Raw genomic sequence first — 26,378 nt, 5'->3', positions numbered from 1 at the left:
TATCGTTTCATTTTCAATCTCTAATGCTTTGATGAGCCAACTTCTCTAATAGGGGGCATTGGTAAGGGTCCACGCCGCCTTGCGCTTTTACGAATTCCACGCGCTCATCCAGTTTTTTGGAAACAATGGCATTGGCTTCCACTGTGTTGCGCACGATCTTCGGCGTCAGGAAGACCACCATGTTGGTTTTGTCCTTCACGATAGTGCGGGATTTGAACAACCAACCGATGATTGGAATATCACCCAGCAAAGGCACCTTCGTAACTGACTCTTGGTCCTGTTCTTTCATCAAACCGCCCAGAACCACCGTGTCGCCGTTATTCACATTGATCACAGTCTTCAAGGACCGCTTCGCCAAAGGCTGAGTCGAATCCTGGAAGGCTTTCGGTGTGGAAGCCGTTGAAAGCTGTGCCACTTGTTGTTTGATTTCCATGCGGATCTGGTTGGAAGCCGGGCTGATAAATGGCTTGATGGCCAATTTGATAGTCGCGTCTTCAAACTGAGGTGTTCTGACTGTGGTGCCGCTGGTGCCGACGTTTTGCACGTTTTCACCGACGACGACTTTATCACCGACTTCCAATTCACCCTCTTGATTGTCCAAAGTCATCAACTGAGGTGTGGAAAGAATATTGGCTTTTTTCGCCGTTTTCAGGAAGTTGATAAAGCCCAAAAGACTTGGGATCTTCAAAGTCTGTTTAGAAACCGGATCGGTGACTTCCACGGTTTTACCCTGACCAAAGCCGATCACCGCACCAGAGCCTCCTGTCGGAGACAGGAAGTCATTGATGTTGGATAGTCCATTGAAGCCCACTTTACCGTAACCGCTGTCGCCGTATTGATAGTAACCAATACCCCATGAATTACCGTCATTCACAGACATTTCCATGATGATCGCTTCCACAAAGACCTGATCACGAGGGGCATCCAGTTTGGACAGAATGCTTAGAACTACGTCATAGTCCTGCTTGCTGGCGGTGACAACCAGACTGTTGGTTGTCTTGTCAGCGGTGATCTTAACATCGCCACCGAAGATTTCCTGCTGAGCCTGCATTTGACCGCTGGCGCCGATCGGGGACAGCAGGCTGCCGCCGGTGGATGGTTTTGGAGCGGCATCTTTCGCCACACCTTGCAGGGTTTGCGCGATTTTTTCGGCGTCACCGTACTTAACGTTATAAACGTAAACACCACCGGATTCTTCGGCGCGGATTTTGAAGTCCAACTGAGAAATCAATTTTTTGATACGCACAATACCGGATTTATTCCCCACCACGATGATGGAGTTTGTACGGTCATCCGGAATAGCCATAAAGAAGCTTGCACCCTGTTGGGACGTTGCTCCCGCAGAACGGGAGAAGCGCGGAACGCCCGCTGTGAATGTGCCCGGCGCAGACCCTTGGGTTTTATTTCCTTTATTGACGATTTTATCCACCAGGTCGGCAAGATCCTTGGCTTTAGCGTACTTAATAGGAATAACTTCAAGTTGTTCTTCAAATCCCGGAACGTCCAACTGACTGATGATTTTCATCACGCGGTCAATGTTGGAACCATAGTCCGAAATGATGATGGAGTTTGTTGGTTCGTAAATGTTCATCTCACCATCTTTGGATGGTAAAATACGCAGATCACGATTCACTTGAGATGCAGAAATGTGCTTCAAGTGAATGATACGGGTGATCATCTGATCGGCGTTGGGATAGTAAGCACCAGAATAAGTTTCGATATTGTCACGCTGGGCGTTTCTTGCGGATTTTACTTTCAGGAAGCTGCCGGAAGGAACAACCGTGAAACCATTGATGGCCAATGCTGACAGGAAGGCTTTGTAAGCTTCAGCCACAGTGATTTTTGTCGGAGCTGTGATCGTGATTTTACCACGCACGCCCGGATCAATGATAAAGTTCTTACCCGTTAATTCACCAATGGCTTTGATCAGATCCGTGATTTCCACATTCGGGAAGTCGAAGGATTCAATCGTTTCCGGGAAATTTTTGCTGTTGATGTCCTCAATAGGGGCTTTCGCCAGCTTGTCTTTTTCTGTTTTATTCAAAATATTCGCCGTGCCGCCAGAATTACTGTCGGAACCACCACGAGGTGCAAAGCCGGACGGGCCGGAGTTGCTGCCACCAAAATCAGGAGGCGGAGCTGGCTCACTGCCTCCCATGTCACCGAAATCCGGTGGCGGCGGTGGAGGAGGGAAGTCCTCAAACTGAGCATTTGCTGCAGGGCCCACCAATTGGGCTGTCATCAATGAAGCAATTCCTATGCTGACGGTTTTTTTCATTTTGCCTTCTCCTCCTGAGGAGTTGTCTTAAAATCCTTTTAAGTCAAAGTTACTTTAGCTTTCGCGCTTGCCAGCGCTTCAGCTCTGTCGGCTGGAGCCGATCTCTGCCGGCGTCCGCCGAGTTACTGAATATTATAAGTCATGGTTTCGGTTTTACCGTTTCTTTCAACTTGAAGGGTCACTTTAGGTGAGTTCTTCAATGTGTTGTAAAGTTCCATGGCTTTGGCAGGGCTATCGACGGGAGTGCCATCGACAGACTTAATGACGTCCATTCTTTGGATGCCCAGTTGTTCGTAAATACTGCCAGGTTGCATATCCAGAATGCGGAAGCCGTTGATGTTTCCAGTGCCGGGTTCGCGGTTGGGAACGGCGCGGGCTTGCATCAAAATGCTGGAAAGATCGTTAGTGTATTTCAAAAGGTCCGCACGCTTGATCACGAAATTATTATCGCCCACCTTTTGAACTTCTTTGTCGCCGCCACCGGAAGAGGGGCGACCGGCGCCGAAGGCCACTTTACCGTCTTTTTTCATTTCTATATATTCAAGACGGTTGGAGTTCAGATTGCGGAAGATCACTTTTTGGCGCTCCACTTTCATGATGGAGGCCATGCCTTCGATTTCTTTACCGGGATTGTAGGAAACCACGCCCTGTTTGCCACGAACTTCAATCGCCGCCAGGGATTTGTCGGGATTGGAATGCACCAAGGTTCCGATCAGGGTCAGGGGCAACTGGGATGGAACCGGATCTGCCTCTTTTTGTGCTTCTGCGCCTTTGGATTTATCCACCAGGGCATCTGGAATCACGCCGTTGGAGGCAAACATATTACGGCTGGTAATGGAATTGTAAGCCCCACGACTGACACCGGCATCGAATTGAGAGGATTTGGGATGAGACGGGGGGGCTGATTGAGGCAACATTTTATCGCGATAGGCAAGAATACCCAAATCGGCCACGCAGTAACCAATAAATGCAAAGAGAATATAGGGATACCACTTTTCAAGTGGTGGTCTTTGATTCTTCGAGTTGCGTGAAGTCACGGTTGTACAATCCTTTGTCTTTAACCAGCGTTACCGCTGTCAGCACCTAGTCCTTGGGCCTCTGTTTAGCCTATCAAAAAGGCGAGGTGACTGCACTAAAAAATACATGCTGGACTCTGGTCTGGGTCTTGCGAATTCTGAATAAAATTCTGCACAAATTTCGTAAAGATAGGTCATGATAGTGATATGAGAATTCTCTACTTCACGGATGGAGCAGGAATTGATCTTCTGGGTATTCGCGAATCTGTTTTGCGTATTCCAGAAGTACTCACCTCTCTACGTCGAGGCCAGGAACAGGCGCGATACGTAGATTTGATGCAGGTGATGTCGTTGCCGGACGAAGAATTTCGTCTGGTCCCTTCTGTATTGCGAAACTACCTGATCAATCTTGTACAAAGAGGGCTACACCAACGCTGGATCAACCGGGATCATCGTGCTGATTTGATTCTTCGCCGTATCAATCACCGCAATTTCACAGAAATCAAAAATGAAGTTTTGAACTTCATCCGTGGCAAAACAGAAGGTAAGCCGGTCGCCACCAAGGATCTGCACCTGTTGCATTTCTTCAGTCATATCGAAATCACCATCATTGGTCCGGGTTATGACGAAATTGAACTTTGGCTGCGTCGGGAAATCTCAACCCGAAGTGACATCAAAGTCCTGATTAAAGACGTTATTGCCTCAGACCCTCAATTGGATTGGTTCTGGCCACAAGTTTCCGAGACTGTGGTCGCGGATTCTGCACTTATCTAAATAAACAGTAATAAACTGCTTAGGAACTCATAGAAATTCACCGAATAGTCCTCACAACTTAGTTAAAGGATTGTTATGAGTGTTTTTGCCAAGGTTCGTTTATTCAATTTCCTGTCAATCGGTTTGGTGCTGGCTCTCTATGTCTGTATCGGGACCGCATTTTACTATCAAAGCACCCTGAATACTGCGCATGAATCAAAATTCGTGTCCATGCAGCTGGCGCAAAAGATGCGCGATGATTCCGCCGGTTTGACTCGCAATGCACGCACCTATGTTGTGACGGGTGAAAAGAAGTATGAAGAAGCCTACAATCAGATCGTGGCTGTGCGCAGTGGAGAAGCCGCCAGACCCGATGGTCGCAAGGTTTCCACTAAAGCTTTGATGCAGGAAGCTGGCTTTACCCCGGAAGAATTTGCTTTGCTGGCAGAGGCGGAAAAGCGCTCTAACGAGCTGGTGAAAACAGAAACTGCGGCGATGAATGCGGTGAAGGGTCTTTTCGCTGATGCCTCTGGTAAATTCACAGTGCAGAAAGATCCGGACATGAACTGGGCACGCCAGTTGATGCACGATGAAAGCTATCATAAGTTCGTGGCGACCATCGGCGAACCCATTGACCAGTTTGAAAAAGTGCTGGAGGCCCGTGTGCGCGGGGCGGTGGGGCAGGCTTTGTGGTATGCAAAACTGGCTCTGGGCAGTGTTGCGGTGATGATTATTGCTCTTTCTGTGACGATGTTTATGTCTTCGTTCTCTTTGAAAGAGGGCATTCGTTTGCAGACGGAAGCTTTGGCCAGAGCTTATGCCCAGATCCGTCGTTTGGTGACAGATCTTTCCGGTTCCAGCTCGGCCTTGTCAGCCGCTTCAACGGAATCGGCGGCTTCGCTGGAGGAAACAGTGGCTTCCCTGGAAGAGCTGACCAGCATGATTAAACTTAATGCGGACAACGCGAAAATCGCATCGGATGTTTCGCAGGTGTCAAAGACCACAGCGGAAGAGGGTGCGCGTGAGATTGAATCCCTGACTCAATCCATGGGCGAAATAGCCAAGTCTTCCAAGAAAATTGAAGAGATCGTGAACGTGATTGATGACATCGCTTTCCAGACGAATTTGCTGGCATTGAATGCGGCCGTGGAAGCGGCTCGTGCCGGAGAACAGGGGAAAGGTTTCGCGGTTGTTGCGGAGGCTGTGCGTGCGCTGGCGTTGCGCAGTGCCACTTCGGCAAAAGAGATTTCAACTTTGATCACCGAAAGCGTGGGGCAGGTTGAAAAAGGTCAGATGGTGGCTGAATCCAGTCATGAAGTTCTGAAAAAGATCGTGGATTCCGTGAATAGGGTGGCAAATTTGAATAATGAGATCGCCACTGCCAGTCAGGAACAAAGCACCGGTGTGTCACAGATTTCCCAGGCGATGAATCAATTGGATCAGGCGACACAAAGCAATGCGTCCTCCTCCGAAACGATTTCAGAGGCGGCTGGCAGTCTGGATCATTCCACAGAAGGCCTGACAACAACGATCGTCAATCTTGAGACTCTGACGGGTCTTAAGAAATCCGCGTAAATTTATTTGTTACAGAAGGCCTCGAAGGAAGATCTGCCTTCGGGGTATTGTTTGCAGACTTTCGCGGCAAAACGGGCTCCGGCCACATGCTGCGAAACTGTCCAGTCAAAGTCCACTTCCCAGGAACGGATTTTTTTGACGGCTTTACGACAAGCGTCCATCGTCAAACCGTTTCCGCAGATATTCACATGAACTTCGGTGTTTGAAATCAACCATTGCAGGAATGGATGTGGACCCCACAGTTGGGCCTGTGAACAGGGCAGACTGATGCCAGCCACTTCACCACTGATGTGCCATGAGGCATAAAGCCCACTGGCAATCATTTCATCCATATAGTTTGTCAGCAGATCCTGTGTGCGTTTTTCCATTTGCGGTCGGCTGATGTCAGCAGGTGCCCCAACCACTTTCAGCAGGCGACAAAGAGCATCGGTGCGAGTGTCTTTGACAGAGCACTTTTTATTGCGGGCGCGATCCATGGCTTTTTCCAAAACGATTTCTTCAAACGTTTTTCCAAAGGGACGGAACGCGACTTCGCGATGACGCTGTAAATCCCAGAAAAGATTGCCGGGAATTTCAATGCTTTGACACAGGCGAATACCACGATACAGGTTGGCCGCCATGGATTCCACCTGAATAGCCAACAGGGGATTCAGTCCGGCTTCAATCATCTGACAGGTCATAAAGGCAGCACCCATCACGTGATAATTCTTAGCGGCAATTTGCACGGCTTTTTTACCGGGATATTGAATGCTTAAAATTTTCTTTTTCAAGTCGTCGGCAATGTCAGAGGTTTTGGAAAGACCGCCCGCCACATAGAAATCGGCATACTGTGAAGGGCAAACGGTTTGCGAATAGACCAACTTAAAGTATATCCACCAGCGTATTGTCCGCGGTTATAATCATTACTTCGGGTATAAACAAAATTGTTTATAAATGGCAGCGCTAACATTTCACCAATAGAAAAACATGCAATACATGCCAATGCCAAAACAATAGGCATAGTAGGGGGTAATATTAAAAAGACAAATGAAACGCCGACACAAAAAGTGCCTGCAATAATGTAAAAAACTGGTTTTCTTTTGCAATTGGATTTCGACATCCTGATTGGCGAAATGCCCCTGGTTTTTGTCATCGTGCCCGCACATGCCAATCAAACTGATGGCGGCATTGGGATTTCCGTTGGAATACTGCAGGGCTTTTTCATACAGCCAGCCCGGCTTCAAATCAGTGCGATTTCTTCCGGCCACATCCCCCAGGCTGGGGCGGCGGTGACGGCTGCTGTCTGTAAACGCAGCCTGTTGTTGACGCGTGTTCAGGCGCAGATCGCGATAGAACTTATAGGCATTTTCAGAAAAACATTTGTTTTGATTGAAATGTTGTTCAAAGAACAAAGCCAGCCCGGTGTTGGAAACCGCGACTTCGGCGTCATCCGTGTATGATTTCAAAGACAGAATGGAATAGTAGCGTTGCAGTCCGGCTTTAACCCCGGAATTAGGTAGCTTGCTAATCAGGGTCAGTGCAATTTTATCGGCAGAGGTGATGTTATTGTTCCCCAGATTGGGGGTCTTGTCCGCGGCGGTGGCGGTTAAAGAAAGGCCCAGGACTCCGGTAAAAAGAAGTCGGCAGAACTGTCTCAAATTGAGATATTTTTTATACATCAATCCCATGTGCTTTTATTCAGCAATTCCAAGGCCGGGACGGCAAGAAATACGGTGGTTTTAAGCCCCCCACAGGTGTCCAAGTGCCCAAAAGCGGCGGTAGAGGTCGGCCAGACTGCCTGCTTTGACAGCGCCCCGTGGTTCTGTGAATGTACTCGCATTGATGGCCGACCTTTTTCAGCAAAGCTCGCGTTTCCACTTCTACAATATGCCACAGAATCAAATAAGTGATCTTACGTTCCGTGCGCGACAGCTTCTCGACGCGATTTAATAATTCATGATTGGAAACTTGAGATAAATCCATAACAACCTCCTGATCAAAAAAATCTGAAGAGGTGTTCCAGTGGTTGGATGTTGCTCTTAGCCACAGCTAAATACTGAGAGCCCCGGCTAAAAATCCTGAAAATGATCCGGATCAAGGTTTGCCCGGGAACTTTCGGATAATTTGTCGGGCATGATCGAAAGTAAATTATCTCTGCAAAAGCTTCCCGGCACATTTTTGATGTGGCTGATTTTACTAAATGAATTTCTGGTCTTCGCAGGCCTGATCGTCGCATGCGCACTTTTCCGGGTCAGGGAAAAAGATCTTTTTCTCAGCTCGGCAAAACATCTGAATCTGCAATCAGGTATCACTGCAACCCTGTTTCTTTTGGCGGGTGGATATTTCGCCGCGGAATTTATCAAATACTCTGAAAAGAAGCGCTCAAAAAGGGCGGTTGCAGGACTGGTTGCCGCCATTGGCGCGGGCTTTTTGTTTTTACACCACAAGTGGCAGGATCTAGGAGCGCTCAGTACGCAGGGATTTGATTTTGCCAGGGATGATTTCTGGCTTTTTTACTGGGGCATTATGACCTTTCACTTTGCCCATGTTCTGGTGGCGGTGGGAATTTTACTTTATATTCTGTTTGCCTATTTGAAGAATGAAAAAGAGTCCGAGGAAAGCTCCCGCTTTTTTGCCTCGGGCGTGCTGTTCTGGCATCTGTGTGACGTGATTTGGGTGATGATCTTTCCGCTGTTTTTCTGGAGACCTTGAATGAACTTCCTGATTTTACTGATACTGGTGGCTTTGGTGGCAATGACGGCTTTTACGTCCTCATTTCCAGCGCTTTTATTGCTGGCACTTTTGAAAGCCCTTTTGATTTTCTGGTTTTTTATGGAGCTAAAAACCGCCAAATACTGGGGCCTGCTGGGATCAGCAGGGATCGGCATGTTTTTTATGGTCATTTATCTGCTTCATTAATTACAAAGCAAAGAACGGTTCAATCTCCACGGGGTTTTCATTGTTCGGGTGCAGGAAGGCCGGCACTTCGCCGTCGGGTGGCAGCAGCAGATAAACTCCGAAAGGCATCTTGGCAGAAATCCAGTTGCGGGGACGGCGATAGATAAACTCAGAACGAGTTTGCGTGTAAAGCAGGAACTCATTTTCCTTGGCATCATCAAAGGCCTTCCACAGAAGGCTTTCAAAAATGTCACCGTTATCGGCAAACAGGAAGTTCAAATATTTGAAATTAAACCCGGCTTCAATTTTCAGACGGGAATAAGGCTTCGTCAAAGTGCGTGTCCAGCCCAGCATTTTGCCGAACTTCAGGAACTGACGGAAGTTGTGCGCGCGCAGGGAATACTGCATCGGAATAAATTCCTGCATGCCTCCGGCAGTCCACGGAGCCACGCAGCCGACAATGTTTTCATTCTTGTCAAAGGCGATGATGAAATCTTCCAGCTTCAGGCCCTTCCAGCGTTCCAGTTTGTCAAAGAAGCTGGGCACATCCCACGCGGTTGCCAGATCCCGCTGGCGGGATTTCTGGGTGATGTAGTAAATCAATGCATCCACATTCGCCAGACTGCCCCGGCGCATGCGCAAGTGAGGCAGCGGATTTTTCGCCCACGGCAGCCGTCCATGCACCGACACCATGTTAAAGCGGCGGAACAGGTGATAGTTGGGAAGAGGACGCTTTAAGGTGCGAGGACGGACAAAGGCATTCAAGGCCTGGACATCAGCCATGCTCATCACCGAAAACAGATATTTGCTGCCCAAAGTTTGCGACACTTCGTTCATGACGGGCAAAAAGTGCTGTGACCATTCCAAAACCGCACGGCGGTTTGAAGAAATCCGCAGATCACGACCGAAAGCCACTTTGGTGATATTTCCACCAAGCAAGACATCGCGAACCACGAAGCTGGCCATGCCCTCGATCTTTCCTTCGTCATCTTTTAACTGGTAAGTCAGATATTGTTCGGCCTGCACCTCATAAGGGGCAAAGAAATCGCCATCGCGATCAATCTTGATTTCAACCAGGCCTTTTAGCGGAAAACTTTTATAGAACTCAACCAGTGCTTTAGAGTCCTCGGGTTTGGCAATCTCAAGCTTCATCTAGGTCTTCTTCCAAAGAACGTCAGTCACGCCATTTTTCTGGTTGGCCCAGCGAGCCGCCACGAAAAGATAATCACTCAGGCGATTGAGGTACTGTAAAGTCTGACTGTAGCGTTCGTCATGCACGGCAATTTCCGCAGAACGACGTTCACTGCGACGGCACAGTGTGCGCGCCACATGCAGGTGCGCCGCCGCCGGGTGACCTGCGGGCAGAATGAAGTTGCGCAGTTCGGGAAGTTCGACGGTCAGTTCATCAATTTGTGTTTCCAGATAACGGATCTGTTCGTCGGTGATTGCCGGTAAAAGTTTGAAGACCTCATCTTTTTCAGTCGCCAGCAGACTGCCAATGTTGAACAGCTCGTTTTGGATTTTCTCCAAAGAGGCATTGAGTGTTGACATGGCAGGGTGGGGTTCCAGATGAGAACGCACCACACCCAAATAGCTGTTTAATTCATCCACGGTCCCATAGGCCTCCACGCGCGGATTGAATTTTTCGACGCAGGAGCCATCCACCAAGCGGGTGTTTCCTTTGTCGCCGGTGCGCGTATAAATTTTTGCCTTGGGAGCATTCGTCATAGATTTGACCCTTTATGCTTTTAGTGTCACGTTTAAGGTCTATCAGGTCAAGAAGTGAGAGTGTTTATGGCGAATGAAGTACCCTTGATTGTGACGATCCCCCATTCTGGTGAAAAAGTTCCGGAGCAGGCTCCGTGGCTGAACACTTTGCCGGAAGAAGTTCTGATGTGCGACGTCGATCGTTATGTGGACTTTTTGTATGAACCCACTTTGCACAAACTGAAAATTCCCTTCGTGAAAACCGAATGGCATCGTTATGCAGCGGATTTAAACCGTGTGCCAGAAGACGTGGACGCAAGTTCGGTGATCGGTAACGCCAACCCGGCGGGGATGCACAACCGCGGATTCCACTGGGTCATCACGACTTACAAGCATCAACTGATGCCGGGTCCAATGCCCCAGCAGATCCACGATGAACTGGTAAAGCTGGTGTATGAACCCTTCCATGCCGGAGTTCGTAAGCTTTATTCAGATCTCCACGCGCAAGGATTTACGAAGACTTATCACATCGATGCCCACAGTATGCCCTCTGTTGGTACCAGTGAACATCGCGATCCGGGTGAATTGAGAGCCGATATCGTTGTCAGCGACAGTAAAGGAAAAAGCTGTGACCCGCGCTTCAAGGATCTGGTGATTGCGGCCTATGCGACAGCAGGTTTTAAAGTTGGCTACAACTGGCCGTACTTTGGTGGCCGTGTCACAGAGCAGTATGGTGATCCAAAGCGCGAACAGCATACACTGCAGGTGGAGCTGAATCGCTCTTTGTACATGGATGAAAAGACTAAAAAACTCAAGCCCGACGAAGCTCGCAAGGTGCAGGAAAAACTGCTCGCAGCTGTGAGTTATGTCCGCAACAATTTGCTGCACATAATGTAGGGCGTCGAAAAGCCAAAAAGCGTGGTCTTAAAAGCCGATCTAAATTATTGATAGCTAACGGAAAATATCAACTGGCTCTCAATAAGGTTTGGAATAAGACACGCTATGTCTCAAAAGTCTCTTTTAAAAAGAATCAACAAGCCCTTGGCTTCCTTGAAACTGGCCGTTTTTATTATCGTGTCCATGGCCGCCATCACGGCGGTTGGAACTTTTGTTGAAGCCAAATACGATGCTTACGCCGCAAAAAAATTAGTTTACGACACTTGGTACATGTACAGCGTGCTGGGGCTGTTGGTGATCAATCTGACTGCGGTGATGGTGGATCGTCTGCCTTGGAAAAAACGTCATGTCGCTTTCGTGCTGGCACACATCGGAATTATTATTCTGCTGGCCGGTTCCTGGATGACATGGCAGTGGGGCCTGGATGGTTCCATGCGTGTTGGTATTGGTGAAAGCAACAATTTCGTCCAGACAGCAGAAACAGACATGGTGGTTTACACCTCTTTCGATGGGGACCGCTATTCCAAAACGATGGAACAGGAAGTGGACTTCTTCCGCCATCCTCCGACTGTCGAAAAGCCCTTTGTCATTCCGGCCTATGAGGGCGAGATCAAAGTTGTGGATTATAAAAAATATGTCGTTCCTTCACGCAAGGTTATTGAAGGGGAGGCGGGTAAAGCGGGTGCGGGTCTGCGCTTCCAGTTGCAGAATGACAACGTGAATGTGATTGAATGGATCGTGCAGAAAAAACCAAATGCACTGGCCAGTCATAACTTCGGCCCGGCCCAGATTTTCCTGGGGCCAGCGCCGGAAAAGCCTCGTGGTGCCAATGAAGTGTTTCTGACTCCGGAAAAAGACGGGCTTCGTTATGTGGTTTTCCAAAAGGATTCTGCAAAACCTTTGAAAAAGGGTTTTGTGAAAGAAGGCGATGTCTTTGATCCGGGCTTTAAAATGGCTTTGCAGTTCCGTGTTCTGCGTTTCCTGCCTGCTGCGATTGAAGACTGGGATTTGAAGGACATGGAACGTCCGACACCGCTGACGACTTCGGCAGTGAAGATCATCTTTGACGGCAAAGAACACTGGGTGCTGTTGAATGATATGGTGAAGTTGTTCACGAATAATGCGGTCTATCTTTTGACCTATGGCAATCGTCGTATCGACATCAACTTCCCGTTGAAATTGAAAAGCTTCAATGTGGCCCGCTATCAGGGCACGATGAGAGCTGCAGCCTACGAAAGTGTTGTCGAGGTTCCGGACCTGGGTGAACATCTGATCTCGATGAATGAACCTTTGAAATACAAAGGTCTGACAGTTTATCAGGCCAGTTTCCAGGAAGAGGAAGGCCGTCCGGTGGCTTCCATCTTTTCAGTGAATCATGATCCGGGCCGTTTCCTGAAGTATCTGGGGTCTCTGGTGCTGTCATTGGGAATTGTTTTGTTAATGTGGTTTAAGCATCTGGATTTCAAACTCGCTCGTAGCAAAGGGGCAGGGAAGAACGAATGAAAAAAATATTGCTCGTTATCGCATCGTTGTTGGTGAGCTTCGCGGCGGTTGCCAAGCCGGGGGACGCATTAAAGTCCATGCCGGTTCAGGATGGCGGCCGTATCAAGCCCTATGACAGTTTCTCCAAGGAAATGTTGGAGATCATTTATGGTAAAACGAAATTTGAAGGCCGCAATGCCACCGAAATCGTTTTGACCTGGATGAAGGAAATGTTGGAGATCATTTATGGTAAAACGAAATTTGAAGGCCGCAATGCCACCGAAATCGTTTTGACCTGGATGCTGTCGCCGCAGGCTTGGGAAGGAAAAAAAATCTTTGAAGTGCGCAACCATCAGGTCTTGAAGGCGTTGAATCTGCCAAATGACCAGCGCTACTTCACCGGGGCGGAATTGTTTGCCGGAGATCGCTTCACTCTGCTTCGTCAGGAGCTTCAGGCCAAGCGTGAAACCAAGGAAAAGCTGGACCCTTACTTCCAGGCTTTGCAGCGTTTGGAAAATCAATTCTTCATCTTCCAGGAAATTGCGGCAGGCCGCATGATGAAAGTGGCTCCGCCCAAAGAGGGCGATGCGTGGATCGCGGTGGCGGATTTGCCGGAACCGTTGCAGGAAAAATTCCTGGATGTAACCAAGGCCTTTGTGACTCACTTGGGGGCGATTGCCTCTGAAGGTGATCTGAGTGCTTCCGGCAAGGCTTTGGATGAAGCTGTGGTGAAGTTTGAAGAGGTGGCCAAAGCGGAAAATCCATCTTTGTACACAGTGGGTGGCAAAATTGCCGCGGAAGTTCACTACAATGATTTCCACCCATTCCGTTGGGCGTATATTTTCTATTTCCTGGCTTTCACGGTTTTGTTGTTGGTATGGACATTAAGCAAAGAGTCGCTGATGAAGGTGGCCTGGGTTCTGATTGCCATTGGTTTTGCTTTGAACACCTACGGCTTCGGTCTGCGCATGTACATCATGGATCGCGCGCCTGTTTCCAATATGTATGAAACAGTGATTTGGGTGTCCTGGGGGACCGTGCTGTTTGCGGCCGTGCTGGAGTTTATCTATAAGTATCGTCTGATTCTGATGGCGGGGACTTTGGTGGGGGCTTTTGGTCTGGTGATTGCGGATTTTGCTCCGGCAGTTTTAGATCCGACCCTGCAACCTTTGGAGCCGGTTTTGCGCAGCAACTACTGGCTGACCATTCACGTGATGACTATCACTATCAGTTACGCTGCTTTCTTCCTGGCGTTCGGCTTGGGGGATATTGGTTTGATTTACTATCTGCGTGGCGAGGAAAAATTCCAGCCGCAGATCAAAGCGATCACTATGAGTATTTATCGTGCGATGCAAATCGGTGTCGCGTTCCTGGCGCCGGGAATTATTCTTGGCGGTATCTGGGCGGATTACTCATGGGGCCGTTTCTGGGGCTGGGACCCGAAGGAAACTTGGGCTTTGATCGCGCTTTTGGGTTATCTCGCGGTTCTTCACGCGCGCTATGCGGGGATGTTGAAGCACTTCGGAATGGTAGTGACAGCAATTATCACTTTCTCTTTGGTGATCATGGCTTGGTATGGAGTGAACTTTGTGCTTGGCGCGGGGCTTCATTCTTACGGCTTTGGTGCTGGGGGCGTGGAGTATGTGTCTGCTTTCGTGGCAGCACACATCTTGTTAGTGATTTATGTAGGTGTAGTTAGACAAGGAAAAGGGAAGAAGGTGACGAAGTAGTCTGAAATTGGCGTGCACATTTTTTGGGCGAAGGGCGCCGGAGTCTCCTTCTTTTTCATTTTGTTTGCAAAAAGAATATGGACAACTGGACTTTTACACCATTAAATAGGAGCAAACTAAAATTAGGACAGCATTCGTTTGTCTTTGGCCCACATCGTAATGAGTTAGCGAAGGATGATTATGCATCGGGTATTCAAAAGAACAGCGGCGGGCGCAATGGCGTTTATTGGCGCGCTCATGGTTACAACACTTCTCACAGGCTGCAAATTCCAGCCGGGTTGGGGATATAATAAAGGATACGCTCCAGAACAGCCGATTCCTTTCGATCACTCCCTGCATGCCGGTACACACAAAATTCAGTGTCAGTACTGCCATAACCAGATTGAGAGAACGAAACACGCAAACATTCCTGCACTTTCAACGTGCATGAACTGTCACTTGCAGGTTGCAACTGACAAACCTGCGATTCAAAAGCTTCGTGAAGCCTATGACAACGGGGACTCCATCGAATGGACACGCGTTCACATGCTTCCTGACTTCGTTCACTTTAATCACAATGCGCACATTGCAAAAGGTGTGAACTGTCAGACGTGTCACGGTCCGATCGAGACCATGGCGAAAGTTCAACAGTTCTCTGACTTGTCCATGGGTTGGTGTGTGAACTGTCACCGTCAGCCAGAGAACAAGGCTCCTCTTAACTGCTCAACTTGTCACTACTAAGGGTTTGGTACAATGTCTGAACATCATCATGATCATGATCACGATCTAGAAATGAAAAAAGCGCTTCGCCCGAAAGTGGAGCGCGATACAAAATACTGGAACAGTCTTGAACAGTGGAGCAACGATCCAGAGTTCAACAAGATTGCCACCACAGAATTCCAGTCCTCTCCATTGCGTGAGGCGGATGACGAAGGCGGCTGGGCACGTCGTGAGTTCCTGAAACTTATGGGCGCTTCCATTGCAATGGCCTCTGCGGGTTGTATCCGTCGTCCGGTGCAAAAAATCGTTCCTTACAACAAGCAACCTGAAGAAGTGACTTTGGGTATTGCGAACTATTATTCTTCCGCTTATTTCGATGGATCTGACGCTTTGGGTGTTTTGATTAAAACACGCGAAGGTCGTCCTATTAAAATCGAAGGCAATCCTTTCCCACAATCAGCGGGTTTCCGACAATTTGTTTTTGGATGTGCTCAGAAAAAGCAACACACCTCAAAGTGAAGAAAAGCGCTCCGGAAGTGTCAAAAAGTTGGATAGTGCCGCGAAAGTGGCTGCGGACCTTTGGGCCAACCAAGGTTCCTCTTTGGTTGTGGCGGGTGGTATCACTGCGCTGACTGAAAAATCCAAAGAACTTCAAGTGGCTGTGAACTTCCTGAACTCCATCCTGGGTAACGACGGCAAGACTGTTGATCACAAAGGTGGAAACCCGGCTCACAAAGCTTCTTACTCTGATCTTGCAAGCCTGATTGCGGACATGAAAGGTGGCAAAGTTAAAACTTTGATCATCCACCGCGTGAATCCGGGCTTTGTATTGCCTGTTGAAATGGGCTTTGCAGATGCAGTTAAAAAAGTTGAAATGGTTATCTATACTGGTGACCGTATTGACGAAACAGGTGTGTTTGCAGACTACATCACTCCGGATAACCACGCGTTGGAATCCTGGAGCGATATGGAATTGGCAGCAGGCGTTTACAGCATCTGCCAACCGGCAATCCGCCCAATGTATGACACTCGTTCCTTCCAATTGTCTTTGATGACCTGGGCTTACCTTGCAAATCAAGGTCCGGCTCGTCTTCGTGACTACGAAACATTCTATGACTATCTGCGCGTGTTCTGGAAGTCTGACATCCATCCTAAGTACGGCAAAGGTCAGGGCTTCGAGGACTTCTGGCAGTCTGTTCTGCAAAAAGGTTTCACGGGTGATTTGAACAATGGTTCTTCCGCTCGTTCCTTCAAGCTGGATGCATTTACATCCATTAAACCGGCAGCGACTAAAGAAGGCTTTGAGCTGGCGCTTTATGCGACTTCTCAGCACGGTGATGGATCGCTCGCGAACGTTTCCTGGTTGCATGAACTTCCAGATCCGGTAACAAAAGCTGTTTGGGATAACTACGTAATGGTTTCTTTGGCGACAGCCGAGAAACACGGTTTGAAACAGGCAACTGTTGTGGAACTGACTGTCGGGGACAAAACTTTGGAGCTTCCGGTTTTGATCCAACCAGGTCTGCATGACGATGTTCTGGCTGTAGCAGTTGGCTTCGGTCGTACACGCGCGGGTAAAGTTGGTAACGGCATCGGTAAAAACGCCTTCGCTGTTATGTCTGCTAAAGACGGTAAAGTTGTTGCTTCCGGTCTGACAGCGACCTTCAAGAAAACTTCCAAGAAGTATGAGCTTGCGATCACGCAGGGTCACCACACAATGGAAGGTCGTACAATCGCGGTTGAAGCGACACTGGCTGATTACAACAAAAAGAAATCCACAGGCATCCCGCACCCTCACGTATGGTCCATCTGGTCCGGTCACGAATACAGTGGTCACAAATGGGGCATGGCGGTCGACCTGCACACTTGCACAGGCTGTTCTTCCTGCGTGATTGCATGTCAATCCGAGAACAACATCCCGGTGGTGGGAAAACGTTACGTTATCGAAGGCCGTGAAATGCACTGGTTGCGTATTGACCGTTACTACATCGGCAACCCTGCTGATGCAGAAGCTGTGTTCCAGCCGGTTATGTGCCAACACTGTGACAATGCTCCATGCGAAACGGTTTGTCCGGTTCTTGCGACTGTTCACTCTGATGAAGGTCTCAATGACATGGTTTACAACCGTTGCGTGGGTACTCGTTACTGCGCGAATAACTGCCCTTACAAAGTTCGTCGTTTCAATTGGTTCAACTATGCGAAGTTGATCGAAAAGCCGTTGCACATGGCTTTGAACCCATCTGTGGGCGTTCGTACTCGCGGGGTGATGGAAAAATGTACATTCTGCGTTCAAAGAATTCAGGATGCTAAAACTGTTGCTCGTAATGAAAAACGTCAGTTGAAAGACGGGGATGTTAAAGTTGCCTGCCAAACTGCATGTCCTGCAGGTGGTATTGTGTTCGGTGACTTGAATGATCCAAACAGTGCGGTGGCCAAAATCTTCAAAACTGAAGAACGTGGTTATGCACTTCTTGAAGAATGGCATGCGAAGCCTTCCGTTCGCTACCTTTCCAAGATCCGCAACAATGATAAAGAATCAACTGGTGATCAAAAAGGTCACGGTACTGCAAAACAAGGTGAGCACTCATGATGAAGCGTAACCCATTGGTCCTTGGCAATAAAACTTTGAAAGATGTTACTGACGACATCTGCGCTCCGGTGGAACGCTTCCCATCCAAAGGTTGGGTGGGAATGTTCCTGGGTGCGAAGACGTTGCTTCTGTTCTATATCGGTATCCTGGCTTCTGTAGTCGGTGTGGGTATCGGTCTTCTAGGGGTGAACAGCCCGGTGTTCTGGGGTACGATGATCGTTACGTTCGTATTCTGGATCGGTATCGGTCACGCCGGTACTCTGATTTCCGCAGTTCTGTTCCTGTTCCGTCAAAAATGGAGAACTTCCGTAGCCCGTACCGCAGAGGCGATGACCGTCTTCGCGGTTATGACCGCCGGTCTGTTCCCGCTGTTGCACACGGGGCGTCCTTGGTTGGATTACTGGTTGTTCCCGTACCCGAATCAACGTGGTCCATTGTGGGTGAACTTCCGTTCTCCGCTTCTTTGGGACGTTTTCGCGGTATCCACTTACGCGACAGTTTCCATGGTGTTCTGGTACATCGGTTTGGTTCCTGACTTTGCAACTATCAAAGACCGTGCGAAAAACAAACTTCGCCGTACCGTTTACGGTGCGTTGTCTTTGGGTTGGAGAGGAACTGCGAAAAACTGGAGCCACTACGAGATGGTGTACTTGCTTCTGGCAGGTCTTTCCACTCCGCTGGTTCTGTCCGTTCACACGATCGTATCCTTCGACTTCGCGGTTTCTAACTTGCCTGGTTGGCATACCACGATCTTCCCTCCATACTTCGTTGCCGGTGCGATCTTCTCTGGTTTTGCGATGGTTGTGACTCTGATGACTTTGGTTCGTATCGGATTCCCTGAATTCAAGAACTACGTCACTTTGGATCATATGGAAGTGATGAATAAGATCATCATGACCACAGGTATGCTGGTTGGTTACGCTTACGCGTCTGAGTTCTTCATCGCTTGGTACTCTGGCAACCAATACGAGCGCTTTGTCTTTATTAACCGTGCATTCGGTCCTTACGGCTGGTCTTACTGGATCATGGTGTCTTGTAACGTTATCTTCCCTCAGTTGTTCTGGTTCCGCAGATTCCGTCGTTCCATCCCTGTGATGTTCGTGATCTCTTTGCTGGTGAACGTGGGTATGTGGTTCGAGCGTTTCGTGATCACTGTGACTTCTTTGCACAGAGATTTCCTGCCATCTTCATGGGGAATGTACGCTTGGTCATGGTTCGACACCGGGGTCCTGGTTGGTTCCTTCGGTATGTTCCTGACATTGTTCTTGTTGTATCTAAGATTGTTCCCTGCGGTTTCTATCGCAGAAGTGAAGCCCGTATTGCATGTAGGCTACGACGATAAAGGAGGGCACCACTAATGGCTAAATATACTAAAGGTATTGCTGGTATCTGGCTGGAAGAAGCTCAAATTCTGAAAGCGGTTCGCAAAGTGCGCGAATCCGGTTACCAGAAATTTGAAGCGATCTCCGCTTATCCTATCCACGGTATGGAAGAAGCTGCGGGCATCAAGCGCTCGTGGATTCCATATGTGGCATTCGTTATGGCCGTTGTTGGTTTGGCTGCCGGTCTTGGATTGACTTGGTGGACATCGGCGGTGGACTGGGCCGTGAACGTTGGTGGTAAACCGTTCTTCAGTTTGCCTGCGTTTGTACCTATCATGTTTGAATTGACGATCCTGTTGTCGGCGTTGTCGTCTGTGGGCGCTTTGTTCTACGCTTGCGGTATCCCTCGTTTGGACCCGCCGGTTATTGACCCGGATCTAAGCTGCCACAAATTCGCGATCTTTATCCCGCACAACGATACTGGTTACGACGAAGCGAAAATTGAACAAATGTTCAAAGAGCTTGGCGCAACTGAAGTGAAGAAGACGGAGTACTAGAAATGAGAAGTCTTGTGAATATTTCTATGCTGGCAGCTGCAGGTTTGGCCGTGATGGCTTTGACCAGCTGTGGTCCTCGCGGCAACAAGCCGAACGTGGAATTGATCAGCGAAAAATAGGCTGAGTTGAGGGCAAGCGGACGTTTTTTTGAAATTTCCGCTTGCAATCCTTTGATCTGAAAGCACAAAGATTTTTTCCGGTTCACTGGGGAATGTTCTCTTTGGCGTTCCATTCCTGGCTTTGTTGCCTCGCAGTGCTAAGAGAAACGACACGAACGTGCTGGCGATCTCTGCTCTGGTATTGATTATGCAATATGTGGACATCTACTGGATGGTTTATCCGAACTTCTTCGACGGCCATGTGGTCTTCGGATTCTGGGAAATCGGCGTATTCGCTGGTTTTGCGGGCGCCTTCCTTCTGACAATCATGTCCTTCTGGTCCAAGCACTCTTTGGTTCCTGTAAAAGACCCAAGAATGCACGAAGCTTTGAATCACCACGTTGCTTACTAATTGCAACGTCCGGTGGGGGAGTCGGGGGCTTTGAACCTCAAATCCTTCGGACACATCCTCGCAAAAAAGGGAGCCCTTTACTGGCTCCCTTTTTTTTGCCTAAAAGGTGCCTGGTGTTTTTTTACGTCTATGGTGCGTTAGGCTTGTTAAGTGGCTTTGATTTTGAGTGTATTTTGTCTGGTTTTTTCGACTTTTGTTGTTTCTCCTCCTTATTGGCACATTCTTGGGGATGTGTGGAGGACGTATGAGAAACTTGCTCTCTGTGCTTGTGATCTTGTTGCTCTTGACGACCGTGGATTCCTTAGCGGTTCCTTCTTCCGAGGCAACCAAAACCCAACAGCTTGTGGATCAATACTATGCGGTTCCAGAGTTGTGGGCTTCCATCTTGGGGAGTCCTCCGCGGCCCTTGCCTCCTGAAGATTATCCCCCTGACAATCCCAGCAACCCCGGCAATCCTCCACCGAATCGACCTCCGAATTGTCCGCCGGACAGTGGGGGTGGGGGAGGTTTTCCCGGCCGTTGTGTCGAGGCTGTTTGCAAGCAGCTCAGTCGGTTTGAATGCGATGATAAAGACGACATGTATGAGGTCACCCGGGCCTGTCGCAATGTTAGTGGTCCTTGTGTGACCAGTATTTGCAGTCGTATGTCCCGATTTTCTTGCGATGAAAAGTTAGAGGTGTTTGAGGTGGCCAATATTTGCCGGGGGCTGGTGGATGTGTCTTGTATCGACTATGTCTGTTCGCGTCTGTCGCGTTTTGATTGCGACGAGTTTTCAGAGCTTCGCCAGATCGCTCTGCAGTGTCGTTAAGCCCTAAAAAAGAGCCCGGAAGACCGGGCTCTGGAAATCGTCTTATTTGCTCACTTCATCTTTGACGTCTTTTGCCGCATCAACGGTGGCATCTTTGCCCTCTTCGATGCGATTGCCAGCTTTTTTGGCGGCGCACTTCATGTCGCCTTCCATGCAGACAGCCTCTTCAGCGCGATGAACTCCTTTTTTCGCCATGCGCTTGGCTTTGCGTCCGGCTTTTTTAGCTTCAACTTTGGCATCGGCAGCAGCTTCTTTGGTAGCCTCTTTTGCTTTGTGCATTTCGGCGGAGGCTTTTTCAGACAAAGTGGGCTCTTCAGCATGAGCCAGCGAGGCCATGGCAAACACGGCTACCAGAGCTACGAAAATAGTTTTCATGTTTTCTCCTTATTATTAGCGAATGACTTGTGAACTTTCTTTGGAAATAGTGATTTGTATTTTTACTTAGGTAAATCAGTAATTTAACAATGTTGTTTAAAGCATTCTATACGCCTGTCCACGAGCTATACGGTGTTCTCAAATATAGACGGGGCTGATCCGTGGGCTTCCGTTTTGCAATGAAGTCCTTTATGCGAAATGAACCTCTTAAGGATCTTATTTATCTCAGTTCGAGTCAGATTCTGCCCCTGTACTTGCAGAAATTGCGAGGCGTGCGTTGGTATCGTTCTCAAAGTGCTTCTGAGTTAAAGGAAGTTCTTAAGTCTCAACAAGGAGAAATCTACGTGATTGTCCGCTCTGATTACTTGAGTCTTCGTGCCGTTCAGGCCTTCCTTAGCTGGGGACATGCAAAAGTTAAAGCGTCCTTTATCTTTATCGCTCAAAGTATTGAAAACTCAGTCCATCAGGTGGTGTTGAATCATCCGCAAATTCTGGTGCTGCGCGAATCTGAAAGGGAACGCATTGAAGAACTTATAACGCAGCGCCTAAGCGGGAAGAGTGTTCGCAGCCGTAAGCAAGAGCGGATGGCGGTTCTGTCGCAGGTGATGCTAAAGAAATCCGTGATGGCCGAAAATTCACCGACCGGAGCATGGGTTCAGTTCCTGCGTGAAGGTGTGATGGTGGACTTTTCTTCCGGCGGGGCTCAGATCACCTTGGGAGATGAGCCAGTTCAGCGTAAAGACTTCATCAGTTTAATGTACAAGAACCAGCATGGCACCTGGGTGTCTGTGGAATCGCAGGTCCGTTGGGTGACGCAATCGCCGGAGGGTAAGCGGGTCATCGGGGTCCAGTTCCTGGCCGTTTCCTAGTGTTTAACAGCTCTGATTTAGGGTTGACCCTGCCCGTCGGGGGGATTACTACTAATGTGATGCAAATGCGCAATTATTCATCACATTTTCTAACCAGAGTGCACACACGCTAATGTCACAAATTACAATCATTCTGCCGGATAACTCTACGAAGGTTTTTGACCATGAACCGACAGCGCTGGAAGTGGCGTCGTCCATTGGCCCTCGCTTGGCCAAGGAAACCCTAGGTGCGAAAATCAACGGATCTACTGAAATTTCCGATCTTCGCACCGTTTTGAAAGATCAAACCAAGGTGGCGCTGGTCACGACAAAATCCCCTGAATCCGTTGAGGTTGTTCGCCATTCCTGCGCACACATCATGGCCCAGGCAATTCAGGACATCTGGCCTGAAGTGAAAGTGACCATCGGTCCGGTGATCGACAATGGTTTCTATTACGACTTTGATTCTCCGTTTGCCTTCACTGAAGAGCACTTCGAAAAAATCGAAAAGAAAATGTCCGAGATCGTTTCCAAGGATCTGCCAATTCATCGCGAAGACTGGCCGATTCAAAAAGCAATCGACACCTTCAAGGGTATGAACGAGCGCTTTAAGGTCGAGTTGATCGAAGACCTGGCTAAAAAGGGCGAGACCACTGTGGGTATCTATTTCAACGGCACCAGCTGGTTTGACCTGTGCCGTGGTCCTCACATCCAGTCCACCGGCCAAATCAAGGCGTTCAAGCTTTTGAGCGTGGCGGGTGCCTATTGGAGAGGGGATGAGAAAAACGCCCAGCTTCAGCGCGTGTACGCGACAGCCTTTAACGATAAGAAGGACCTGGAAACGTATCTTCACAACATCGAAGAAGCGAAGAAACGCGATCACCGTAAACTGGGTAAAGAACTGGGCATGTTCTATTTCAATGAACTGGCTCCGGGTTCTCCGTTCTTCACTGGCAAGGGCGCGACCGTTTACAACTCTTTGCAGACTTATCTGCGTGAGCTGTATTTCGAGACGGGCTATCAGGAAGTAATCACGCCGCAAATTTTTGATGTGAACCTGTTCCATACTTCCGGTCACTATCAGAACTACAAAGAAAACATGTTCTTCACCAAGGTGGATGAGCGTGATTTTGCGTCCAAACCAATGAACTGTCCTTCTCACTGTTTGCTTTATAACTCTGAGAAGTACTCTTACCGTGATCTGCCAATCAAAATGGCGGACTTTGGTCGTTTGCACCGTTATGAAAAATCCGGTGCCATGCACGGTTTGACCCGTGTTCGTACGTTCTGTCAGGACGACGCGCACATCTTCTGCCGTATGGACCAGTTGCAGGAAGAAATCGCCAAGTTCATGAACCTGCTGAATCGTGTTTACGACAAACTGGGCATGAGCAACTACAAGATCTTCCTTTCCACACGTCCAGACAACCGTATGGGCAGTGAAGAGTACTGGGATATGGCAGAGGGGGCTTTGGCCGAAGCGCTGAATTCCCTGAATTTGCCATTTGAACTGAATCCCGGCGACGGGGCCTTCTATGGACCAAAGTTGGATATCATGTTCGTGGATGCATTGAATCGTCCTTGGCAGTTGGGTACACTTCAAGTGGATCCGAATCTTCCGCAGGCGTTTGATCTGAAATACACGGGCGAGGACAACAAGGAACACCGTCCAGTGATGCTTCACCGTGCGATCCTGGGTTCTTTGGAACGCTTTATCGGCGTTTATCTGGAACACACCGCAGGTCATTTGCCACCGTGGATGATGCCCGTGCAGGTGGCGATCCTGAATGTGACGGATCGGGTGAATACGTTCTGTGAAGAGTTACAAAACTCTTTGAAAGGGCACGGCGTTCGCGTTGAGTTTGACCGCCGTAACGAGAAGTTGAATTATAAAATCCGTGAGGCTCAGCTGCAAAAAATCCCATACATGATTATCGTGGGAGATAAAGAGGCTGAATCCAGAACGGTTTCATTGCGTCTGCGCGACGGTTCAGAACACAAAGGTCTGACTGTGGAACAGGTGATGAATTTGATTACGACTGATATTAAAACAAGAAGTTTGCAGAGCTCTCTTGCGAAGTCTGCAACGACAAACTAGCTGTCACGCTGAAGTGACACTGGTACTTAACTAAACCCCGGAGGTTTACCATTAGCAAGTTTGAAGGTAATTTTAGAGGCGGTCGTTTTGACCGTAATAAAAAAGACTCTAAAGACTCTTTGAGAGTCAACCGCGAGATTCGCGCGCAACAAATTCGTGTTATCGACGATGAAGGTAACATGTTGGGCGTGATGACCGTTCCTGAGGCGTTACGTATTGCTGAAGATAGAGGCCTCGATCTTCTTGAGATTGCTCCAACAGCGACTCCACCGACTTGTAAAATCATGGACTACGGCAAGTGGAAGTACGAGAAAAAGAAGCAGGCCACTGCGGCTCGTAAAAAGCAAACCGTTGTGACCATCAAAGAGATCCAAATGCGTCCGCGCACGGATCAGCATGACTTTGAAACCAAGATGAATCACGCCCGCCGTTTCCTGTTGGAAGGCGACAAAGTGAAAGTGTCTTTGCGTTTCATGGGTCGTGAGATGGCCCACCAGGAGCTGGGTATGGAAGTGATGAAGAAATGTATCGCTTTCGTTGATGATCTGGCTTTGGTTGAAGCTCAGCCGAAAATGGAAGGTAAGAACATGTTCTTGATGCTGGGGCCAGACCCACTTAAGATCAAGGAATACCAGAAGCTTCACCCGAACAAGTCCAAGCAGGACACTAAAGAACTTGCTGAGCTTGAAGAAGTTGAAGGCGACGACGAGGAATAAAAACCACCGTCGACAAATGCAAAACCCACATGAAAATGTGGGTTTTGTTGTTTTAGGAGGTCGCAAATGAAAGCAGTCGTGCAACGGGTTCAAAATGCCTCGGTCGTGGTTGACGGAAAAACCGTCTCCAGTATCGACAAAGGTTTTCTGACTTTGCTGGGGGTTGCCAAGGGTGACAGCGAAGAACAGCTGCAAAAGCTGATGCAAAAAATCCTGGCACTGCGAATTTTCCCGGACGAAGCAGGCAAGATGAATCTGTCGTTAAAAGACGTCGGTGGAGAGCATTTGCTCGTGTCGCAGTTTACTTTATTGGGGGATGCCTCAAAGGGGAACCGTCCAAGCTTCATCGGGGCGGAGTTTCCGGATCGCGCCAAAGAGCTTTACGAAAAGGCTTTGGCATTCAGTGAATCCCAGGGAGTCAAAACATACGGCGGAGTATTCGGGGCCGACATGAAAGTCAGTCTGCTGAATGACGGCCCGGTGACTTTGATTCTGGAAGTTTGATTACGTTCTCCATTGGGTGGACAACCAGCGCCACGCTTCAATGCGCCTTTCACCGATGTCGAAGTGGTTGCCGTCAAATTCCACATAGTCGTGATTGATCCCATTCTTTTTAAACATCCCGGAAATCTGGCGACAGCCGTACTGTAAATGGAAGTTATCTTTGTTGCCGACATCCAGATAGATCGCCGTGTTTTTTAAAGCATTCAGGCGCTTTGGCAAAAAGTGCAGAGGATCTTTTTCCAGGATCATTGCCCACACAGTCTCGTTGCGGGTGCCGTCCTTTTCCAAGGGGAAGTGAAAGTCGCCGTGATCGCCCTTCGGCGCATAACAAGCGGCCATTCCGAAAGCGTTTAAGAGTGTGTGCCAGTTGCGCATTTTAGTAAGTCTGCCGTTGCGCAGTTCTTCCAGAGCTTTCAGGCCGGACTGATACTTTTCCCACAGAGGGGCCGTTTGATAAAACTCAGATAGCAGACTTGCTTCAAAGAAAGAATCCGGTGCGATCGCGGCAATCACACCAAACACTTCAGGGTATTTTGATCCCAGATGAAGGGCACCGTAACCGCCGCTGGACCCACCGGTCACGCACCAGTGTGACGCCTTATCAGACACTGGAAAGTGTGACTTCACGGCCGGGACCAGTTCCGTCATAATATAATCTTCGTAATTTCCCACGGCAGTTGAGTTTATAAACTGCGAACCACCCCAAGTGGTCAGTGCATCAACGAAAACGTAAAGGGCCTGTGGGGCTTCGCCACGGGCGGCGGCTTCGTTGATAACCTGAACGGGGTTTTTTTCGTTGAATTTGCCATTAAAGTTAAAGGGCGCATTTCCAGTAAAGCCGCTTAAAACCACCACCACCGGCCAGGGGCCGGGACCTTGCGGGAGCAGCAGGGGATTAAAGCGCACGGAAGGATCTTGCAGCGGATTGGCTTTAAGAGCGTCGCTTTCAATTCGCAAAGTTTCAATTTTGAACTGAGGGGTTTCGTAAGCGCGGTAGTTTGGCAGAACTTCGGTTGTTATCATGACTGAAATTCTG

Annotated in this window: 27 protein-coding genes; 18 read left to right on the top strand and 9 right to left on the bottom strand. The window is 48.8% G+C overall.

Translation table 11 applies throughout. From position 1 onward, the window contains the following. Positions 1-13: 13 nt before the first annotated feature. Both gspD and gspC read right to left on the bottom strand, forming a co-directional pair. A complete protein-coding gene (gene gspD / locus EZJ49_RS12365) occupies positions 14-2,278 on the bottom strand; it encodes a type II secretion system secretin GspD (protein WP_262552466.1) in 2,265 nt (754 codons plus the stop codon). 122 nt (positions 2,279-2,400) lie between these two features. After that, the gene (gene gspC, locus EZJ49_RS12360; protein ID WP_262552464.1) at positions 2,401-3,315 is read right to left on the bottom strand and encodes a type II secretion system protein GspC; all 915 of its coding nucleotides are present in this window, start codon (positions 3,313-3,315) and stop codon (positions 2,401-2,403) included. A gap of 186 nt (positions 3,316-3,501) precedes the next feature. On the opposite strand from gspC, the gene EZJ49_RS12355 reads away from it, so the two are divergent. Together EZJ49_RS12355 and EZJ49_RS12350 are read left to right on the top strand one after the other, a co-directional pair. After that, positions 3,502-4,068, top strand: coding sequence for a hypothetical protein (locus tag EZJ49_RS12355; protein ID WP_262552463.1), 567 nt, complete (start codon positions 3,502-3,504; stop codon positions 4,066-4,068). Positions 4,069-4,143: 75 nt separating this feature from the next. Then, positions 4,144-5,622 (top strand): methyl-accepting chemotaxis protein, encoded by a 1,479-nt coding sequence (locus EZJ49_RS12350; protein ID WP_262552462.1) that lies wholly within the window; start codon positions 4,144-4,146, stop codon positions 5,620-5,622. A gap of 2 nt (positions 5,623-5,624) precedes the next feature. Here the strand turns inward: EZJ49_RS12350 and EZJ49_RS12345 are convergent, their stop codons facing one another. The 3 genes from EZJ49_RS12345 to EZJ49_RS12335 form a co-directional block, all read right to left on the bottom strand. Next, a complete protein-coding gene (locus EZJ49_RS12345) occupies positions 5,625-6,482 on the bottom strand; it encodes a hypothetical protein (RefSeq protein WP_262552461.1) in 858 nt (285 codons plus the stop codon). Positions 6,483-6,572: 90 nt separating this feature from the next. Continuing rightward, positions 6,573-7,289 (bottom strand): hypothetical protein, encoded by a 717-nt coding sequence (locus tag EZJ49_RS12340; protein WP_262552460.1) that lies wholly within the window; start codon positions 7,287-7,289, stop codon positions 6,573-6,575. A gap of 10 nt (positions 7,290-7,299) precedes the next feature. Beyond that, positions 7,300-7,584, bottom strand: a complete 285-nt coding sequence (locus EZJ49_RS12335; protein ID WP_262552459.1) for a hypothetical protein — start codon at positions 7,582-7,584, stop codon at positions 7,300-7,302. Between the two features lie 150 nt (positions 7,585-7,734). Between EZJ49_RS12335 and EZJ49_RS12330 the strand changes: the two genes are divergently transcribed. Continuing rightward, positions 7,735-8,313 carry a hypothetical protein gene (locus tag EZJ49_RS12330; RefSeq protein WP_262552458.1) on the top strand — a complete coding sequence of 193 codons (579 nt, stop codon included), beginning with the start codon at positions 7,735-7,737 and terminating at the stop codon, positions 8,311-8,313. Beyond that, positions 8,314-8,520: a hypothetical protein gene (locus tag EZJ49_RS12325; RefSeq protein WP_262552457.1), complete on the top strand. Its 207-nt coding sequence runs from the start codon at positions 8,314-8,316 to the stop codon at positions 8,518-8,520. Here the strand turns inward: EZJ49_RS12325 and EZJ49_RS12320 are convergent, their stop codons facing one another. Together EZJ49_RS12320 and EZJ49_RS12315 are read right to left on the bottom strand one after the other, a co-directional pair. Continuing rightward, the gene (locus EZJ49_RS12320; RefSeq protein ID WP_262552456.1) at positions 8,521-9,651 is read right to left on the bottom strand and encodes a hypothetical protein; all 1,131 of its coding nucleotides are present in this window, start codon (positions 9,649-9,651) and stop codon (positions 8,521-8,523) included. Then, positions 9,652-10,227, bottom strand: a complete 576-nt coding sequence (locus EZJ49_RS12315) for a cob(I)yrinic acid a,c-diamide adenosyltransferase (protein WP_262552455.1) — start codon at positions 10,225-10,227, stop codon at positions 9,652-9,654. It lies immediately after the preceding gene. Between the two features lie 66 nt (positions 10,228-10,293). Between EZJ49_RS12315 and EZJ49_RS12310 the strand changes: the two genes are divergently transcribed. The 10 genes from EZJ49_RS12310 (at position 10,294) to EZJ49_RS12265 (ending at position 20,801) form a co-directional block, all read left to right on the top strand. Continuing rightward, a complete protein-coding gene (locus tag EZJ49_RS12310; RefSeq protein ID WP_262552454.1) occupies positions 10,294-11,103 on the top strand; it encodes an N-formylglutamate amidohydrolase in 810 nt (269 codons plus the stop codon). 105 nt (positions 11,104-11,208) lie between these two features. Then, positions 11,209-12,606, top strand: a complete 1,398-nt coding sequence (locus EZJ49_RS12305) for a cytochrome c biogenesis protein ResB (RefSeq protein ID WP_262552452.1) — start codon at positions 11,209-11,211, stop codon at positions 12,604-12,606. Continuing rightward, a complete protein-coding gene (locus EZJ49_RS12300) occupies positions 12,603-14,315 on the top strand; it encodes a cytochrome c biogenesis protein (RefSeq protein WP_262552451.1) in 1,713 nt (570 codons plus the stop codon). The genes EZJ49_RS12305 and EZJ49_RS12300 overlap by 4 nt, the downstream gene beginning before the upstream one ends. 180 nt (positions 14,316-14,495) lie before the next feature. Continuing rightward, positions 14,496-15,035 (top strand): cytochrome c3 family protein, encoded by a 540-nt coding sequence (locus EZJ49_RS12295; protein WP_262552449.1) that lies wholly within the window; start codon positions 14,496-14,498, stop codon positions 15,033-15,035. A gap of 12 nt (positions 15,036-15,047) precedes the next feature. Continuing rightward, on the top strand, positions 15,048-15,533 hold the full coding sequence (locus EZJ49_RS12290; RefSeq protein ID WP_262552448.1) for a TAT-variant-translocated molybdopterin oxidoreductase: 486 nt from the start codon (positions 15,048-15,050) through the stop codon (positions 15,531-15,533). Continuing rightward, the gene (locus tag EZJ49_RS12285) at positions 15,502-17,604 is read left to right on the top strand and encodes a 4Fe-4S dicluster domain-containing protein (protein WP_262552446.1); all 2,103 of its coding nucleotides are present in this window, start codon (positions 15,502-15,504) and stop codon (positions 17,602-17,604) included. Before EZJ49_RS12290 ends, EZJ49_RS12285 begins: the two co-directional genes overlap by 32 nt. Further along, positions 17,601-18,962: an NrfD/PsrC family molybdoenzyme membrane anchor subunit gene (gene nrfD, locus EZJ49_RS12280; protein ID WP_262552444.1), complete on the top strand. Its 1,362-nt coding sequence runs from the start codon at positions 17,601-17,603 to the stop codon at positions 18,960-18,962. The genes EZJ49_RS12285 and nrfD overlap by 4 nt, the downstream gene beginning before the upstream one ends. Next, positions 18,962-19,483, top strand: a complete 522-nt coding sequence (locus tag EZJ49_RS12275; protein ID WP_262552443.1) for a DUF3341 domain-containing protein — start codon at positions 18,962-18,964, stop codon at positions 19,481-19,483. Before nrfD ends, EZJ49_RS12275 begins: the two co-directional genes overlap by 1 nt. 276 nt (positions 19,484-19,759) lie before the next feature. Further along, complete coding sequence (locus EZJ49_RS12270) at positions 19,760-19,993, top strand: hypothetical protein (RefSeq protein WP_262552442.1); 234 nt, start codon at positions 19,760-19,762, stop codon at positions 19,991-19,993. 244 nt (positions 19,994-20,237) lie between these two features. Beyond that, positions 20,238-20,801 (top strand): hypothetical protein, encoded by a 564-nt coding sequence (locus EZJ49_RS12265; protein ID WP_262552441.1) that lies wholly within the window; start codon positions 20,238-20,240, stop codon positions 20,799-20,801. A gap of 42 nt (positions 20,802-20,843) precedes the next feature. On the opposite strand, the gene EZJ49_RS12260 is transcribed toward EZJ49_RS12265, so the two are convergent. Next, positions 20,844-21,176, bottom strand: coding sequence for a hypothetical protein (locus EZJ49_RS12260; RefSeq protein WP_262552440.1), 333 nt, complete (start codon positions 21,174-21,176; stop codon positions 20,844-20,846). Between the two features lie 191 nt (positions 21,177-21,367). On the opposite strand from EZJ49_RS12260, the gene EZJ49_RS12255 reads away from it, so the two are divergent. The 4 genes from EZJ49_RS12255 (at position 21,368) to dtd (ending at position 25,342) form a co-directional block, all read left to right on the top strand. Further along, positions 21,368-22,045 (top strand): PilZ domain-containing protein, encoded by a 678-nt coding sequence (locus tag EZJ49_RS12255; RefSeq protein WP_262552439.1) that lies wholly within the window; start codon positions 21,368-21,370, stop codon positions 22,043-22,045. Between the two features lie 112 nt (positions 22,046-22,157). Next, positions 22,158-24,122, top strand: a complete 1,965-nt coding sequence (thrS, locus tag EZJ49_RS12250) for a threonine--tRNA ligase (protein ID WP_262552438.1) — start codon at positions 22,158-22,160, stop codon at positions 24,120-24,122. A 119-nt stretch (positions 24,123-24,241) separates the two neighbouring features. Beyond that, a complete protein-coding gene (infC, locus tag EZJ49_RS12245; protein ID WP_262552436.1) occupies positions 24,242-24,838 on the top strand; it encodes a translation initiation factor IF-3 in 597 nt (198 codons plus the stop codon). Positions 24,839-24,904: 66 nt separating this feature from the next. Beyond that, complete coding sequence (gene dtd / locus EZJ49_RS12240) at positions 24,905-25,342, top strand: D-aminoacyl-tRNA deacylase (protein WP_262552434.1); 438 nt, start codon at positions 24,905-24,907, stop codon at positions 25,340-25,342. On the opposite strand, the gene EZJ49_RS12235 is transcribed toward dtd, so the two are convergent. After that, positions 25,343-26,365 (bottom strand): alpha/beta hydrolase, encoded by a 1,023-nt coding sequence (locus EZJ49_RS12235; protein WP_262552433.1) that lies wholly within the window; start codon positions 26,363-26,365, stop codon positions 25,343-25,345. It lies immediately after the preceding gene. Positions 26,366-26,378: the final 13 nt, after the last annotated feature.

The organism is Bdellovibrio bacteriovorus, from assembly GCF_025558485.1.
Taxonomy (GTDB): domain Bacteria; phylum Bdellovibrionota; class Bdellovibrionia; order Bdellovibrionales; family Bdellovibrionaceae; genus Bdellovibrio; species Bdellovibrio bacteriovorus_G.
Note: the sequence above shows the minus strand (reverse complement) of the source record. Positions and strands in the feature narration are given on the sequence as shown.